The 14,571-nt window shown below is 66.6% G+C and carries 10 protein-coding genes and 1 pseudogene; 5 read left to right on the forward strand and 6 right to left on the reverse strand.

Features of this window, described 5'->3' with window-relative positions:
• The 3 genes and pseudogenes from M2319_RS17315 to gltX form a co-directional block, all read right to left on the reverse strand.
• Nucleotides 1-212: pseudogene (locus tag M2319_RS17315) on the reverse strand (IS110 family transposase); the annotation flags it as partial.
• A 365-nt stretch (nucleotides 213-577) separates the two neighbouring features.
• Nucleotides 578-1,870 carry a citrate synthase gene (gene gltA / locus M2319_RS17320; protein ID WP_264602723.1) on the reverse strand — a complete coding sequence of 431 codons (1,293 nt, stop codon included), beginning with the start codon at nucleotides 1,868-1,870 and terminating at the stop codon, nucleotides 578-580.
• Nucleotides 1,871-2,096: 226 nt separating this feature from the next.
• The gene (gene gltX, locus M2319_RS17325; protein ID WP_264602724.1) at nucleotides 2,097-3,518 is read right to left on the reverse strand and encodes a glutamate--tRNA ligase; all 1,422 of its coding nucleotides are present in this window, start codon (nucleotides 3,516-3,518) and stop codon (nucleotides 2,097-2,099) included.
• Nucleotides 3,519-3,755: 237 nt separating this feature from the next.
• Between gltX and M2319_RS17330 the strand changes: the two genes are divergently transcribed.
• Nucleotides 3,756-6,155: a ComEC/Rec2 family competence protein gene (locus M2319_RS17330; RefSeq protein ID WP_264602725.1), complete on the forward strand. Its 2,400-nt coding sequence runs from the start codon at nucleotides 3,756-3,758 to the stop codon at nucleotides 6,153-6,155.
• A gap of 14 nt (nucleotides 6,156-6,169) precedes the next feature.
• Here the strand turns inward: M2319_RS17330 and lexA are convergent, their stop codons facing one another.
• Nucleotides 6,170-6,883, reverse strand: coding sequence for a transcriptional repressor LexA (gene lexA / locus M2319_RS17335; RefSeq protein WP_264602726.1), 714 nt, complete (start codon nucleotides 6,881-6,883; stop codon nucleotides 6,170-6,172).
• Nucleotides 6,884-7,211: 328 nt separating this feature from the next.
• Here lexA and M2319_RS17340 point away from each other — a divergent pair, with 328 nt between their 5' ends.
• On the forward strand, nucleotides 7,212-9,692 hold the full coding sequence (locus M2319_RS17340) for a L,D-transpeptidase family protein (protein WP_264602727.1): 2,481 nt from the start codon (nucleotides 7,212-7,214) through the stop codon (nucleotides 9,690-9,692).
• Nucleotides 9,693-9,771: 79 nt separating this feature from the next.
• Here the strand turns inward: M2319_RS17340 and M2319_RS17345 are convergent, their stop codons facing one another.
• Nucleotides 9,772-10,944, reverse strand: coding sequence for a lytic murein transglycosylase (locus M2319_RS17345; protein WP_264602894.1), 1,173 nt, complete (start codon nucleotides 10,942-10,944; stop codon nucleotides 9,772-9,774).
• A 780-nt stretch (nucleotides 10,945-11,724) separates the two neighbouring features.
• Here M2319_RS17345 and M2319_RS17350 point away from each other — a divergent pair.
• The 3 genes from M2319_RS17350 (at nucleotide 11,725) to M2319_RS17360 (ending at nucleotide 13,239) form a co-directional block, all read left to right on the forward strand.
• A complete protein-coding gene (locus M2319_RS17350; protein WP_264602728.1) occupies nucleotides 11,725-12,075 on the forward strand; it encodes an arsenate reductase in 351 nt (116 codons plus the stop codon).
• 241 nt (nucleotides 12,076-12,316) lie between these two features.
• The gene (locus tag M2319_RS17355) at nucleotides 12,317-12,916 is read left to right on the forward strand and encodes a PadR family transcriptional regulator (RefSeq protein ID WP_264602729.1); all 600 of its coding nucleotides are present in this window, start codon (nucleotides 12,317-12,319) and stop codon (nucleotides 12,914-12,916) included.
• A complete protein-coding gene (locus tag M2319_RS17360; RefSeq protein ID WP_264602730.1) occupies nucleotides 12,913-13,239 on the forward strand; it encodes a DUF2218 domain-containing protein in 327 nt (108 codons plus the stop codon). Before M2319_RS17355 ends, M2319_RS17360 begins: the two co-directional genes overlap by 4 nt.
• A 74-nt stretch (nucleotides 13,240-13,313) precedes the next feature.
• Here the strand turns inward: M2319_RS17360 and M2319_RS17365 are convergent, their stop codons facing one another.
• Nucleotides 13,314-14,438 carry a calcium-binding protein gene (locus M2319_RS17365; RefSeq protein ID WP_264602731.1) on the reverse strand — a complete coding sequence of 375 codons (1,125 nt, stop codon included), beginning with the start codon at nucleotides 14,436-14,438 and terminating at the stop codon, nucleotides 13,314-13,316.
• Between the last annotated feature and the right edge of the window lie 133 nt (nucleotides 14,439-14,571).

Raw genomic sequence — 14,571 nt, forward strand, 5'->3', positions numbered from 1 at the left:
GCGGCCAGAAGCGCTGCCTCGTGGCCGCCCGTCGCCTCGCAGACCAGAAGCGCTCCGGCCGGGTCCGGCATCACCTCGGCAAGGGCCCGGCGCAACGCTTTGGGGGTGTTGTCGAGGCAGCGCGTCCGGCCGCTCAGGGTATCGAACAGGATGATGCTGTCCTTGCCGACATCGCAGCCAAGGACGCGCAGGTCGTTGGATTGGTTGGCCATCGGGATTATGCTCCGTCGTGCTTGCGATTGTCTGCGGGCGTTAAACCCTGGCAACACATCAAGCGATTGCGGAAAGCGGACGGGCGACCCGGATGACGGCGGGTGTCTTCACCCGATTGCGAGACGGCCGGCCCATCCGCGCCGGGTCCGGAGCGGCCGCCCCGGACCCGGCATCGCCATCTGCGGCGACACAACAATCCTAACCAACTTCAAACAGACAATTGCGAGGAGGCCGTCAGGCCGACGCGGCAATCCATAGGGCCCTTGTTGCCAATCGCCGACGTCGACATGCGCTGCGAGTGAGCGCAAAAACCCCGCCGGATCGCTCCGGCGGGGTCTCTCTGTCTGCCGTGTTGCAGGGGCCGCTAGCGCCGCTGCGAGATCGACACGTAGTCGCGCTTCGGGGCGCCGGTGTAGAGCTGGCGCGGCCGGCCGATCTTCTGGGACGGATCCTCGACCATCTCCTTCCACTGGGCGATCCAGCCGACGGTCCGGGCGAGCGCAAAGAGCACCGTGAACATGGTGGTCGGGAAGCCGAGCGCGCGGAGCGTGATGCCGGAATAGAAGTCGATGTTCGGGTAGAGCTTCTTGGAGACGAAATACTCGTCGCTGAGGGCGATCTTTTCCAGCTCCATGGCGACTTCCAGCAGCGGATCGTCCTTGACGCCGAGCTCGCCCAGCACCTCGTGGGTGGTCTTCTGCATGATCCGGGCGCGCGGGTCGTAGTTCTTGTAGACCCGGTGGCCGAAGCCCATCAGGCGGAACGGATCGTTCTTGTCCTTGGCCCGCTTGATGTATTCCGGAATGCGGTCGACCGAGCCGATCTCGGCCAGCATGTTGAGCGCCGCCTCGTTGGCGCCGCCATGGGCCGGGCCCCACAGGCACGCAATGCCGGCCGCGATGCAGGCGAACGGGTTGGCGCCCGACGAGCCGGCGAGCCGCACCGTCGAGGTCGAGGCGTTCTGCTCGTGGTCGGCATGGAGGATGAAGATGCGGTCCATCGCCCGCGCCAGCACCGGATTGACCTTGTACTCCTCGCACGGGACGGCAAAGCACATGTGCAGGAAGTTGGCGGCGTAATCGAGGTCGTTGCGCGGATAGATGAAGGGCTGGCCGATGGAATATTTGTAGGCCATCGCCGCGATCGTCGGCATCTTCGCGATCATCCGAAGCGAGGCGACCATGCGCTGGTGCGGATCGGCGATGTCGAGCGAGTCATGGTAGAAGGCCGAAAGCGCGCCGACCGTGCCGACCATGACCGCCATCGGATGGGCGTCGCGGCGGAAGCCGGAGAAGAACCGCGACATCTGCTCGTGGATCATCGTGTGGTAGGTGATCCGGTGGACGAAGTTCTCCTTCTGCGCGAAGGTCGGCAGTTCGCCGTAGAGCAGCAGGTAGCAGGCCTCCAAAAAATCGCCCTGGTCGGCGAGCTGCTCGATCGGATAGCCGCGATAGAGCAGCGTGCCCTCGTCGCCGTCGATATAGGTGATCTCAGAGGAGCAGGCCCCGGTGGAGGTGAAGCCCGGGTCGTAGGTGAAGCAACGGGTGTCTTTGTAGAGATTGGTAATGTCTATGACATCCGGGCCGATCGAGCCCTCATGGATCGGCAGGGAATACTCGTTCTCGCCGAGCGTAAGTTTTGCTTGTTTTTCGTTCATTCACACAATCCCTTCGTCAAAAACCCGGCCGTCGGGCGCATGGCGTCGGCGGTCAACCCCAACCGGCCGTCGCCGGACGCGCACATGCGGGCACAGCTTGTCGGGAATGCGTATCCGATTTGACATAATGCCGCAAGCACGGGGGCGCCGTGCTTTCGCATATGCGAAAAAGACAAACTGAAGGGCGTGCCCGGATTTCTGCGATGTTTTGTGGCGTTTTGGTGTCTCAGGCCGCCTGATCTCGCAGGCGCAGAAGGCTCTCCTCCTTGCCGAGCACGGCAAGCACGTCGAAGATGCCCGGCGAGGTGCCGCGGCCCGTCAGCGCCGCCCGCAAGGGCTGGGCGACCTTGCCGAGTTTCAGCTCTTCGCGTTCGGCAAAGGCGCGCACGACCGCCTCGCAGCCCTCCGCGCTCCACGGCTCGACGCTTTCCAGTTCCGGCACCAGCCCGGCAAGCACGTCGCGGGCCTCGTCGGAGAGGATTTTCGCTGCTTTGTCGTCGAGGTCGAGCGGCCGCTCCGCGAAGAGGAACTGGGAGCCGTCAATGAGTTCCAGGAGCGTCTTTGCGCGCTCCTTGAGGCCGGGCATAGCCGCCAGCAACTGCGCCTTCGTCGCCTCGTCGAGCTTTGCCGCGAGCGCCGGCCCGCCCTCCAGATGGGGGAGGAGATCGACGATAGCGTTCAGCAGGTCGCCGTCATCGGTGGTGCGCATGTAGTGGCCGTTGAGGTTTTCCAGCTTGGCGAAATCGAACCGCGCCGGCGACTTGCCGATGGCCTCCAGTCCGAACCAGGAGACCATCTCCTCGGTCGAGAAGATCTCGTCGTCGCCATGGCTCCAGCCGAGCCGGGCGAGATAGTTGCGCATCGCCGCCGGCAGATAGCCCATCTCGCGATAGGCATCGACGCCGAGCGCGCCGTGGCGCTTGGAAAGTTTCGCCCCGTCCGGCCCGTGGATCAGCGGGATGTGTGCGAATTCCGGTACGTCCCAGCCCATCGCCCTGTAGATCAGTGTCTGGCGCGCGGCATTGGTCAAATGGTCGTCGCCGCGGATGATGTGGGTGATCTCCATGTCGTGGTCGTCGACGACGACGGAGAGCATGTAGGTCGGCGAGCCGTCCGACCTCAGGACGACGAAATCGTCGAGGTCCTTGTTCGGGAAGGTCACCCGGCCCTGGACGTGGTCCTCGACCACCGTGTCGCCGTCGAGCGGCGCCTTGATGCGCACAACGAACGGCGCGTCGGCCGGCGCCTCGCTCGCATCCCGGTCGCGCCAGCGCCCGTCATAGCGCGGCGGCCGGCCCTCGGCGCGGGCCTTCTCGCGCATTTCCGCCAGCTCTTCCGGTGTGGTGTAGCAGCGATAGGCATGGCCCGATGCGATCAGCGCCTCGGCGACCTCCCGGTGCCGGTCGGCGCGCTCATATTGCGAGATCGCCTCGCCATCCCAGTCGATGCCGAGCCAGGTGAGACCGTCGAGGATCGCCGCGACCGCCGCATCCGTGGAGCGCTCGCGGTCCGTGTCTTCGATCCTGAGCAGCATCCGGCCGCCATTCGCCTTGGCATAAAGCCAGTTGAAGAGCGCCGTGCGGGCGCCGCCGATATGCAGGAAGCCGGTCGGCGAGGGGGCGAAGCGGGTGATGACGGGCGAAACCATGAATTGCGTGCCTTTGCCGGTTCAACGGGAATCCGGCTCTGCGCCGGCGGCGATGGTGTAGCATGGCCCGATCGCGGACTGAAGACGAGCCGGACGGGGATGTCGGAGCGGCACGAACGCGGAGAAACGGACGAGCAAAAGACCGGCCGGGGCGCAGCAGACGTCCGGCGGCGGCGGAGACTCGGCCGTTATCGCGGGCCGGGCCGACCCCTTTGGCGCGGCCGGATTGCGGCGCGGTTGGACGTCGCAAGGCTCTGGCTCGGCGCACGGTTCCTGAATGAGATCGAGGCGGGCCGGGGGTTCTTGTGGCTGCCGGTCGGCATGGCCGTCGGCATTGGCATCTATTTCTCGCTGCCGCGCGAGCCGATGCTCTTTGCGCTCGCCGGCCTCGCTCTCGCCGCGGTGCTCGTCGCCCGCCGCCTCAGGGAAAGGCCTTTCGGGTTTCCGATCGCCGCACTCATTGCCGCCATGGCGGCCGGCCTCGTCATCGCCAAGGCGCGCACGGAGCTGGTCGCCGCGCCCCGGCTCGACCGGGAGATGACCGCCACGGTCATCGGCTGGGTGGAGGAGGCGGAGGAGGCAAGCGGCGGCCTGCGGCTCCTCATCCGGGTCTCCTCGATTTCCGATGTCTCCAGCCCCGACCAGCCGGACCGGGTGCGGATGTCGGTCCGCCATACCGGAGACATTCGGCTGCGCGCCGGCGATGGCGTCTCGGTGCGCGGCCGCCTTCGCCCGCCGCGCGGGCCCCCGATCCCCGGCGGCTACGATTTCGCACGGGCGCAGTATTTCGCAGGCATCGGCGCCACCGGCTTTGCCTATGGCGCCCCGAAACCGGCGGGGCCGGGGCTCGGCCCGCCGCCCTGGGACCTGAAGGCGAGGGCAATCCTCAACGGTGCGCGCGGCGCGGTCGCCGCCCGCATCCGCGACGTCCTTTCCGGCGATACCGGGGCCGTTGCCAGCGCGCTCATCGTCGGTCAGCGCCGCGGCATTTCGGAGGAGACGACCGAGGCGCTCCGGACCGCGGGGCTCGCCCACATCCTCGCCATCTCGGGCCTCCATATGGCGCTCGTCGCCGGCACCGTTTTCGGCGTGGTGCGCGGGCTCCTGGCGCTCTTTCCCGGGATCGCGCTCCGCCACCCGGTGCGCCAATGGGCGGCCCTGACGGCGCTTGGGGCCGGCGCCGTTTATCTAGGCCTGTCGGGGGCCGGAATCGCCACCCAGCGCGCCTTCGTCATGGCGGCGATCGTCTTTGCCGCGATCCTTGCCGGACGGCCGGCGTTGACCATGCGATCGGTGGCCGTCGCCGCGCTCATCGTCATGGTCTTGGCGCCGGAGGTCGTCGTCGGGCCCAGCTTCCAGATGTCCTTTGCCGCCGTCGTCGCCTTGATCGCCGCCTACGAGACCCTGTCGGAACGGCGCAATGCGACTGCCTTCGAGCGGCGCGGGATCGCCGGCCTCGCGTTAAAGACCCTCGGTTTTTATGTCGGCGGGCTGGCGCTCACCTCACTGATCGCCGGCCTTGCGACGGCACCCTATGCCGTCTTTCATTTCCAGAGGCTGGCGCCGCTCGGGCTCGTCGCCAATCTCGCCGCCATGCCGCTGGTCGCCTTCGTGGTGATGCCGCTCGGCGTCCTGTCGCTGATCGCCATCCCGTTCGGGCTCGACCCGCTCGTCCTGCCGGCCATGGGCTGGGGCATCGACCGGGTCATCGGCATCGCCGATTGGGTGGCGGCGGCCACCGGAACCGGATCGATCGTCGGCCGGGTGCCCGGCGTCGCCGTCCTTTCCGCAACGGCCGGCCTTCTCTGGCTGGCGCTCTGGAAGACCCGGCTCCGCCTCTTCGGCCTTGCCGGCATTGGCCTCGGGATGGCGCTGGCGCCCCTTGCCGCAACTCCGCACCTTCTCATTTCCGACGACGGCCGGCTGGTGGCGCTCCGCGGTCCCGGCGGAACCCTCCGCTTCGCGCCGGATACCAGGAACGATTTTGTGGTCGGCACCTGGCTGCGCGCCGACGGCGATCCGCGCCCAGTGGACGATCCGTCGCTCGTCGCAGGTGTTCTCTGCGACGACCTCGGCTGTGTTCTGGAAGGGGCAGAGAGGCAGGTCGGAATTTCGGGCAGGGGGCCGCCGACAAAGGAAGCCGCAGAACGATCCGGAGCACCGGCGTCGAATTGGGGTCAGGAGGCAACAGAACGGCAATACCCCAATGGCACCGGCCCACCAGAGGGTAGCCTCGCGGCGAATGACACGGGGGAAAGAGCCACCGCAAACGGCTCGGACTTGGCGCCGCAGCATCCGGAAACGACTGCCCCCGCCCGGCCGCCGCCGTCCGCTGTGACCGACCTTGCCGCCATCGTCGCCAAGGACCGTGCCCGCCAATTCTGGCGCATCGCTTTGGTGCGCCGGTCCCTCGCCTTTGCCGAGGACTGCCACGCCGCGGACATCATCATTGCGTCCTTCGCGGCGCCGAAAGACTGCGCCAGGCACGCCCTCGTCTTCGACCGGGCTGCACTTGCCCGCACCGGCGCGACCGCGATTACCTTCACCGGCGACGGGGACGCGCCCATCAGCATAGAGACGGCACTGTCAAAACTCCGCCGTCCCTGGCATCCGCCGGCACCACCTGAGCGGCGCTGACCGATGCCCGAAGCTCAGTAGCTCCGGAACAGGCCGACGAGCCTGCCCTGGATGCGCACCCGGTCGGGTCCGAAGATGCGGGTTTCATAGGCCGGATTGGCGGCCTCCAGGGCAATGGACGCGCCCTTGCGCCGCAGCCGTTTCAGAGTCGCTTCCTCCTCGTCGACGAGGGCGACGATGATGTCGCCGCTATTGGCCGTGTCGGCGCGCCGGATCACCACCGTGTCGCCGTCCAGGATGCCGGCCTCGATCATGGAGTCGCCTCGCACTTCCAGCGCGTAGTGCTCCCCGGCCCCGAGAAGGTCGGCCGGGACCGGAACGGAATGGGTGCGGTGCTGGATCGCCTCGATCGGGGTGCCGGCGGCGATGCGGCCCATCACGGGAATGGTGACCGAGCGGGCGTCGCTGTCGCCGGCCGGCTTGGCTGCGGCGGGCGCGCGACCCAGCGAGCCCTCGATGACGCTTGGATGAAAGCCTTTGCCGCGGCCGCTGGAAGCGAGACTGGGGGCGACCGACTCCGGCAGCTTGATGACTTCCAGCGCCCGCGCCCGGTTGGGCAGCCGGCGGATGAAGCCGCGTTCTTCCAGCGCCGTGATCAGCCTGTGGATGCCCGATTTGGAGCGAAGGTCGAGCGCCTCCTTCATTTCGTCGAACGACGGCGGGACCCCGGATTCCTTCAAACGTTCGTGAATGAACATCAACAGCTCGTACTGTTTCGGCGTCAGCATCGGTCGAACTCCGCAAGGTCCAAAGCGTGGTACAAACCACGAACGAAACATACACGTTCTATATGTGTTCCGCAACGGTTAAAAAATCGCTGATCTCGGGGAATTGCCCGAAAAGACGGTGTGTTCGGGCATCGCTCGCGGGCATTCGCGGGCAAGGGGATTCGCTTGCCCGTCAACGGCGACCGGCGCCTGGTGATGCAATTGGACGACAGTGCGGCGGCAAGCGCGCCCGAACCTGCAAACTTATTGCATTCAGAAACGAATTCCTTACACAGTTGCGGCTCGCTGGTGGGCGGCGGAAATCAGACGAATCGAGGCAGACAGACGGATGGCAAAGACGGTCCTGCGCAACATCGGAACGGCCGGGCTCCTGGTTGGAATCTTCACCATGGTCCCCGGCGGGCCGGTCCATGCCCAGAGCTTCCTCGACCGCCTGTTCAACCCGAAATATTACAAGGAAGACCGACAGAAGCCGGAGCCGGAGCGCAAGAAGGTGAAGGTGCGGATCAGTTCGCCGCGCTACTACACCTACAAGCCGGACAGCCAGCAGCTTTTTTCCTTTTCGGAACTGACGAAGGTGCCGGAGCGCGCGCCGGCACCGCTGGCGACCCTGCCGGAAGGGCCGGCGGCCGCGCCGGCGCTCCCCGGCGACGAAGCGTTGTCACTCCCGCCCGAGACGTCCGCGCCCGTCGAGACGGAAGCATCGGCCGTTCCGACCGAGGACATGGCCGCCCCGGAAGCGAATGCCGAGGACCTGACGGAAGCCGCGATTGACGACGCCGGTGATGCCGCTTTGCCGGAGACGACCGAGACCATCGGTGCGGCGGATGGCGTTGAAACGGCGCCGCTGCCGGACGTCGAGGCGGACGCTGCCGACACCATTTCCGAGGACGTGCCGGCGGCCGAGGCCGCCGATGCCGCGCCCGTCGACATGAGCGATCCGGGTGTCGCGCTCCTTGCCGCCGCCGCCGCTCTGAGGGGCGACGACGCCGCGTCCGGCGAGACCGTCGCGGCGCCGGCGGCCGTCGCGGAAGCCGATCCGGCGGCCGAAATCGGTCCCGCTGCCGATGCGGACGCCGCTGGCGAAACGCCGCTCGCCGCCGAGCTTGAGCCGGCCGCAACGCAGGCTGGCCCCGTTGCCGATGCCACCCCCACCGGGAGCGACGGCGTCGATACGGAACCGACCGGCTCGACCGTGACCGCAGCACCGGTCGAGACCGCGTCCCCGGCGATCGCCGAAGCGGTCCGTCCGGCCGACTTCGATGCCGCGCGTCCGCTGCTTGCCGACTTCAAGCTGCGTACGCTGCCGGAAGTGGCCAAGGCCATGAAGGCGCACTACGCCGAGGCTGAGCATTTCCTCTGGGTCGACGCGGACGGCGTCAACGAGAAGGCCGAGGCCGCGCTCGCGGCGCTGGCCAAGGCCGACCGCTTCGGCCTGCTGCCGGACGACTATGCGGTCGAGCTTCCGAACCTTGCGGAAAACGCCGACGAAGAAGCGCGCGAGCGCGAGTTGCTGCGCTTTGAATTCGCGCTGACCTCCAAGGTCCTGCTCTATGTGCTGGACGCCGAACGCGGCCGGGTCGACCCCAACCGCATCTCCGGCTACCACGACCTGCCGCGCAAGAAAGTCGACCTTGAAGCCGCGCTTGCGGACATCGAGGGAAGCGATGACGTCTCGACGGCAATCGCCTCGCACCACCCGGACAACGACACGTTCCGGGCGATGGTCGAAAAGCTCGCCGCCCTTCGTGCCGCCGACGAGGCGACGCGCGTCGAGATCGACCCGACCCTGCTCCTGAAGCCGGGTCAGTCGAGCGAGGAAGTCGCCAACATCGTCGCCGCGATCAAGGCTGAGGGTTCCGAGGAGCTTGCCGAAAATCACGCCGCGACGCTCGCCGCCTATGACGGCGGGCCGGACTACACGCCGGAGCTCGTCGCCCTCGTCAAGGACTACCAGAAGGAGCGCAAGCTGACGGTCGACGGCATCGTCGGGCCGAGCACCGTGCGCTCGCTGGTCGGCGTCAGCAATGCGGCCAAGATCGAGAAGATCGAGCTGGCGATGGAGCGTCTGCGCTGGCTGCCGGAGGCCTTCGGCCGCCGCCACGTCTTCATCAACCAGGCCGCCTTCACCGCCACCTACAGCGAGGAAGGCCGCGACCCGCTGACGATGCGCGTCGTCGTCGGCAAGAAGTCGAACCAGACCAGCTTCTTCACCGACAAGATCGAGACGGTGGAATACAACCCCTATTGGGGCGTGCCGCTGTCGATCATCGTCAACGAGATGGTGCCGAAGCTGAACAAGGACCCGTCCTATCTCGACCGCGCCGGCTACGAGGTCTCCACCGTTGGCGGGCGTGCGGTATCGTCGGCTTCGGTCGACTGGTACGCGGTCGCGACCCAGTCCCAGTCGATCAATGTGCGCCAGCGGCCGGGTTCCAGCAACGCACTCGGGGCGGTCAAGATCCTGTTCCCGAACAAGCACCACATCTACATGCACGACACGCCGGCCAAGAGCCTCTTCAAGCATGACCGCCGGGCCTTCAGCCATGGCTGCATCCGCTTGCAGCATCCGCGGCTGATGGCCGCCGCCGTACTCGGCAAGTCGCAGGACTATGTGTCGAGCCGCATCGCTCCGGGCGTCAACGAAAGCGAGAGCGTGCGCGGCGACATCCCGGTCTATGTGGCCTATTTCACGGCCTGGCCGAAGGCGGGCGGCGACATGGGCTATTATTTCGACGTCTATGACCGCGACCTCTACCTGCAGAAGGCGCTTGCCCGCACCCACGAGGAGCGCGACGCCAACGGCTGATCCGGCCGGAACGGTCGATTGAAAAAAGGCGCGGCCCGCCTCGTGGTGGCCGCGCCTTTTGCGTTTCGGGGGAGCCGAATCAGTCCAGCCAGCAGGTCGGCGCCTTGCCGCGCTGCTGCTGGACGATGCCGAGCGAGCGCCGTGTCTTGAAACCGATGAGCCCGTCGGCGCCGCCGACGTCGTGGCCGGCCTTTTCCATCGATAGCTGGAGCTGGCGGACCTTGCCGCGGGTGGTGGTGCGGATCGGGTGCCAGTTGCCGACGAAGCCGACATCGTTGCCGTAGCGGTCGGCGAGATGGCCGACGAAGAGGGCATAGACGTCGGATTCGTTGTACTCCTTGAGGACGTAGAAATTGTCGGTGGCGATGAAGGCCGGCCCAAAGCGCCCGGCCGGCATCAGGAGGTAGCCGGGCAGCTTCAGTTCGAAAGCCGGAAAGTCGCGGCCCTTGACCCGCTTGATCCCCTCGCGCACCCACTTTGCGATCGGCTGGCCGCGGTCGGGTCCCTCGCGCGAGCAGGAAATGTCCGCCGGAACCGTCACCTCATAGCCCCAGTCGCGGCCCGGCACCCAGCCATGGTCCTTCAGGTAGTTGGCGATGGAGGCAAGGACGTCGGGCGCCGAGCGCCAGATGTCGCGCTTGCCGTCGCCGTCGAAGTCGACGGCGTATTTCAGGAAGCTGGTCGGGAGGAACTGCGGCTGGCCGAGGGCGCCGCCCCAGGAGCTTCTCATCTCGCGGCGACTGATATGCCCGTCATCGAGGATCTTTAAAGCGGCCACCGTCTCCTTTTTGAAGAAATCCGGGCGCTGGCCCATGAAGGCGCGGGTGGCAACGACCCTCAGCGCATCCTTCGGGATGCTGGCGCTGCCGTAACCGGATTCCCGCGCCCAGATGGCGAGCACGATGCGCCGCGGCACGCCGAAGCGGCGCTCCACCGCATCGAGGGTGCCCTTGTGGCGGGCCATCAGCGAGCGGCCGCTGCGCACGAGCGCCGTGAAGCGATTGTCGGAGAAGTAGCGGGCCGGGGCGCGGAATTCGGCCTGGTAGTTGACCTTGGGCGGCCCGCCGCCGCCGGGGCGCGTGAGGCCCGGGAGCGAGGTGTCGGGGGTAAGGCCGGACAGTTCGCGGCTGAGCGTTCCGCTGGAGACCCCCGCGGCGCGGGCGGCCGGAACGATCTCACGCTCCAGGAACTTCCGGAACTGGGCGTCATAGGCGCCGGCCGTCGCGTGAGGCGCGGCGAAGGCGAGGCCCATAAAGGTGGCGGCGCCGATGGCGATCAAACGCGAGAGGCGGGGGGATGTTTGGTGCAAGAAAGGCTCCCTTCGGCAGGCCCGGTGGCGCGGCGGATGTTTCGCGAAAGGATAGAGCAACAGCTCGCGCCGTTGAACCGGCAGCGAACCGGTCGGCCGACATCGACGGACATGCCAGCGGGCAGGGACAGGAAGCGCGGGAGGGAAGGGTGCCGACCGGGATAATCCTCAGAATAATCCGAGGGGTCCCCCGGCCGGCAAGCCAGCGCCAAAGGGGGGTGAGAGGACGCCGGCATTCCTGACCGGCTTCCGGCGGCGGTTTGACCGCGACAACCGCACCGGGCGGCAACCGCAGGACAACACCGGCCGGAAGGCCCGGTGCCGCGGAATCTGAAAAAACCGCGGGAATTTTTCACTCAATATACCGCGATGCGGGAAAAGCAAAGATCAAAAGTAGTTCATGCCGGTCCGATGTGGAAAAACCCTGCGAATTTGAATTAAATTAGAAGAAGCTGATTATTATTGTACCGAATCTCGTACTAAACACTTGTTCTGTGGGTTGCGTCGACTGGACTTTGCTTTTTCAAATTGCAGAAATGAAACGGCCCACGGGTTTCCAAGGCCGTTCCCGGCCGGATAGCGGCGCGCGATTCGGCACTGTTTCAAAAAATCGACGCCGGCATGGGTGACATTTCGGGTCCGGCCACCACCGGCAGCCGCAGCGATACCGAATCGGTGCCCGATACCGTAAGAAGACCAAAGATCTTTTTCGGGGAGAGGGCCATGTCCGTCGCCATTTACGGTATCAAGAACTGCAGCACCATGAAGAAGGCGTTCGACTGGCTGGACGCCAACGATATCGATTACGTCTTCCACGATTACAAGAAGGAAGGCGCCGGACAGGCGGCGTTGCAGCGCTGGTGTGCGGCGGCGGGCTGGGAGAAGGTCCTCAACCGTGCCGGCATGACCTTCCGCAAGCTGCCCGACGAGGCCAAGGCCGATCTCGATGAGGCAAAGGCCATCGCGCTGATGCTGGAAAAGCCGTCGATGATCAAGCGCCCGGTTCTTGAGACGGAGGCCACCATCGAACTCGGCTTCAAGCCCGAACGCTACGCGGCGATCTTCGGCAAATAGGCGGCCCCCGGCGCGGGTCGCACAGGTCGCTTTCGGCCATCTCCTTCAGAAGCAATTTTTCTCGCCTCGGCCTGGACGCCCGGGAGGCGGGTGCCGTTGCGCGTGCCGCCGGGAGCCTTTCCGCAAATGCGCGCGGCTAACCCGACGTTTCCCGGGCTCTCTGCTCGCCGCTGGATGCACAGCGCCGAACATATCTCGATATATCTTGACATACGATATATCGGGACTTATATCGGAACCCATGAGAAACCATCGAAACTCCGGCGGCAGAGGCCGCCATTTCACCCAGAACCATCAACACGAGGGCTGCGTGCCCCACGAGCATGCCCACGAACACGGCCATGGCCGAGGCCACGGCGGCGGGCGCGGAAACGGCCGCGGCCGGCTGTTCGACTATGGCGAGCTGCGGCTGCTGGTGCTGGCCATGATCGACGAGACGCCGCGCCACGGCTACGAGCTGATCAAGGCCATCGAGGAGCGCTTCGCCGGCAGCTATTCGCCGAGTCCGGGCGTCATCTACCCGACGCTCGCCTGGCTCGACGACATGGGCTACGCCGACATCGAGGCGGCCGAGGGCGGTCGCAAGCGCTACCACATCACCGAAGAGGGCGCGGCGTTCCTGACCGCCAACCGCGCCGCGGCCGAGGCCCTGATGTCCCGCACGGCCGACGGCCATGGCGGCCGGCATGCCGGCGCTCCGGCGCCGGTGGTCCGCGCCATGGAAAACCTGAAGACCGCGCTGCGCCTGAGGCTGCGCGAAGGGCCGGTCGATCCGGAAGCGGCAAAGGCGATGGCCGCCGCCATCGATCGGGCCGCATCCGAGGTGGAGAACGCGGAATGACCGGAACCTTACAGAACGCTGAGACCGCCCGCGTGCCCGGCGTCCACCGCGTCGCCGACATCGCGACGGAGCGGGCGAGCCGTTACCTGCAGCAGCTCGCCAAGCACTTCGGGCACAAGCTGCCGGTGACCTTCGACGAAACCACCGGGTCGATCGCCTTTGCCGGCGGCACCTGTGCGATGGCCGCCGACGAGCGGGCGCTCACCCTTTACGTGGTCGCGCCCGATGCGGAGGGAGCCGACAGGCTCGCCGACGTCATGGAACGCCATCTCGTCCGCTTCGCCTTTCGCGAGGAGATGGAGATCGCCTGGCGCGCCGCCTGAGGCAAATCGGAAATCTTGAGATAAGGGAGCAGACGCCGGGGCCGACCGCCCCGGCGTTCTGTTTTTCCGGCGTCCTAGAAAAGGTCTTCGATGTCGAAGACGGTGCCGCCGATATTGACGTGTTCGACGCCGATCAGGAGATCGCTGCCGAGATGGCCGACATCGTCGGTGATCCGCGCATTGCCGTCGCCAAGATCGGTGACGGTGTAGCGGTCGGGATCGCCGCCATAGCCCGCTGTGTCAGTGCCGCTGCCGCCGACGAGGCGGTCGTTGCCGCGCCCGCCGCAGAGCCAGTCGTCGCCGCCGCCGCCGAACAGCCGGTCGTCGCCGGTGCCGCCGAGCAGCCGGTCATTGTGGCGGTTTCCGGAGAGCAGATCGTCGCCGCCGCCTCCGAGAAGGAAGTCGCGGCCGTTGCCGCCCTTCAGCGTGTCGTCGTGGCGCCCGCCGTCGAGGGTGTCGCTGCCGACATGGCCGAGCAACTGGTCGCGGCCGCCGTCGCCGTACAGCGCGTCGCCGCCGCGCCCGCCGAGCAGGGTATCGTTCCCCGGGCCGCCATGCGCCTCGTCCGACCCGGTGCCGCCGCCGAGCTTGTCGTTGCCCTTTGCGCCGGTGAGCGTGTCGTTGCCGCCCCGGCCGAAGAGGACGTCGGAGCCGCTGCCGCCGTCGAGGTCGTTGGCCTCGTTGCGGTCATCGGTAAACGAGCCCGGCGTCTGGTAGTTGGCGAAATGCTCCAGATATTCGGTGAGCCGGGTATTGTAGGCGTCGCTGCCGACGTCGGTGCCGCCGGATTCGATGAAGTCCTTGAGCCCGCCGGTGCCGAGCAAATGCGATGCGGCGATCATGCCGCTCTTGGTCAGCGCGACGCCGTTGAGGGTCTGGCCCGCATAGATGTCGAGGCCGAAATACTCGATCCGGTCCCACAGCAGCGAAAACCACTCCTGCGCGGCCGCGTTCTGTGCCGCGGGCGTGGCGAGGAATTCGGCGCGGCTGTCGATGCCGTCCTTGCCGGTGAAGCCGCCGGAAAAGTCGTTGTTGTAGGCGTTGCCGTCGGCGGACACATAGCCGAGGTCGATCAGCGCCGCCTCGCCGAACTGGTAGGCGCCGAGATAGCCGTAGCTGTTGACCGCCGAATAGTTGTTGCTGGATTCGCGTTCCCGCATCGCCAGCATGAAGTCGCCGTAACTGCCTGCAGCACCCATCGAAGATCCCCCGTTCCAAACGCCGGATAGCGGAGACTCTAGGGCAGGGCACATGTCCGGCGGATTAACAGCGCCGGCATCAAGGCCGCGATTGCCGACAGTTTTTCGTGCAGCGTTAATGCCGGGTTAAGCA

Source organism: Rhodobium gokarnense (genome assembly GCF_025961475.1).
Classification (GTDB): Bacteria; Pseudomonadota; Alphaproteobacteria; order Rhizobiales; family Rhodobiaceae; genus Rhodobium; species Rhodobium gokarnense.

Excerpts from the sequence above, each read along its gene's own strand:
- M2319_RS17340 (WP_264602727.1), top strand. The coding sequence starts at position 7,212 with ATGGCAAAGACGGTCCTGCGCAACATCGGAACGGCCGGGCTCCTGGTT.
- M2319_RS17345 (WP_264602894.1), bottom strand. The coding sequence starts at position 10,944 with ATGGGCCTCGCCTTCGCCGCGCCTCACGCGACGGCCGGCGCCTATGAC.
- gltA (WP_264602723.1), bottom strand. The coding sequence starts at position 1,870 with ATGAACGAAAAACAAGCAAAACTTACGCTCGGCGAGAACGAGTATTCC.
- M2319_RS17365 (WP_264602731.1), bottom strand. The coding sequence starts at position 14,438 with ATGGGTGCTGCAGGCAGTTACGGCGACTTCATGCTGGCGATGCGGGAA.
- gltX (WP_264602724.1), bottom strand. The coding sequence starts at position 3,518 with ATGGTTTCGCCCGTCATCACCCGCTTCGCCCCCTCGCCGACCGGCTTC.
- M2319_RS17355 (WP_264602729.1), top strand. The coding sequence starts at position 12,317 with ATGAGAAACCATCGAAACTCCGGCGGCAGAGGCCGCCATTTCACCCAG.
- lexA (WP_264602726.1), bottom strand. The coding sequence starts at position 6,883 with ATGCTGACGCCGAAACAGTACGAGCTGTTGATGTTCATTCACGAACGT.
- M2319_RS17350 (WP_264602728.1), top strand. The coding sequence starts at position 11,725 with ATGTCCGTCGCCATTTACGGTATCAAGAACTGCAGCACCATGAAGAAG.
- M2319_RS17360 (WP_264602730.1), top strand. The coding sequence starts at position 12,913 with ATGACCGGAACCTTACAGAACGCTGAGACCGCCCGCGTGCCCGGCGTC.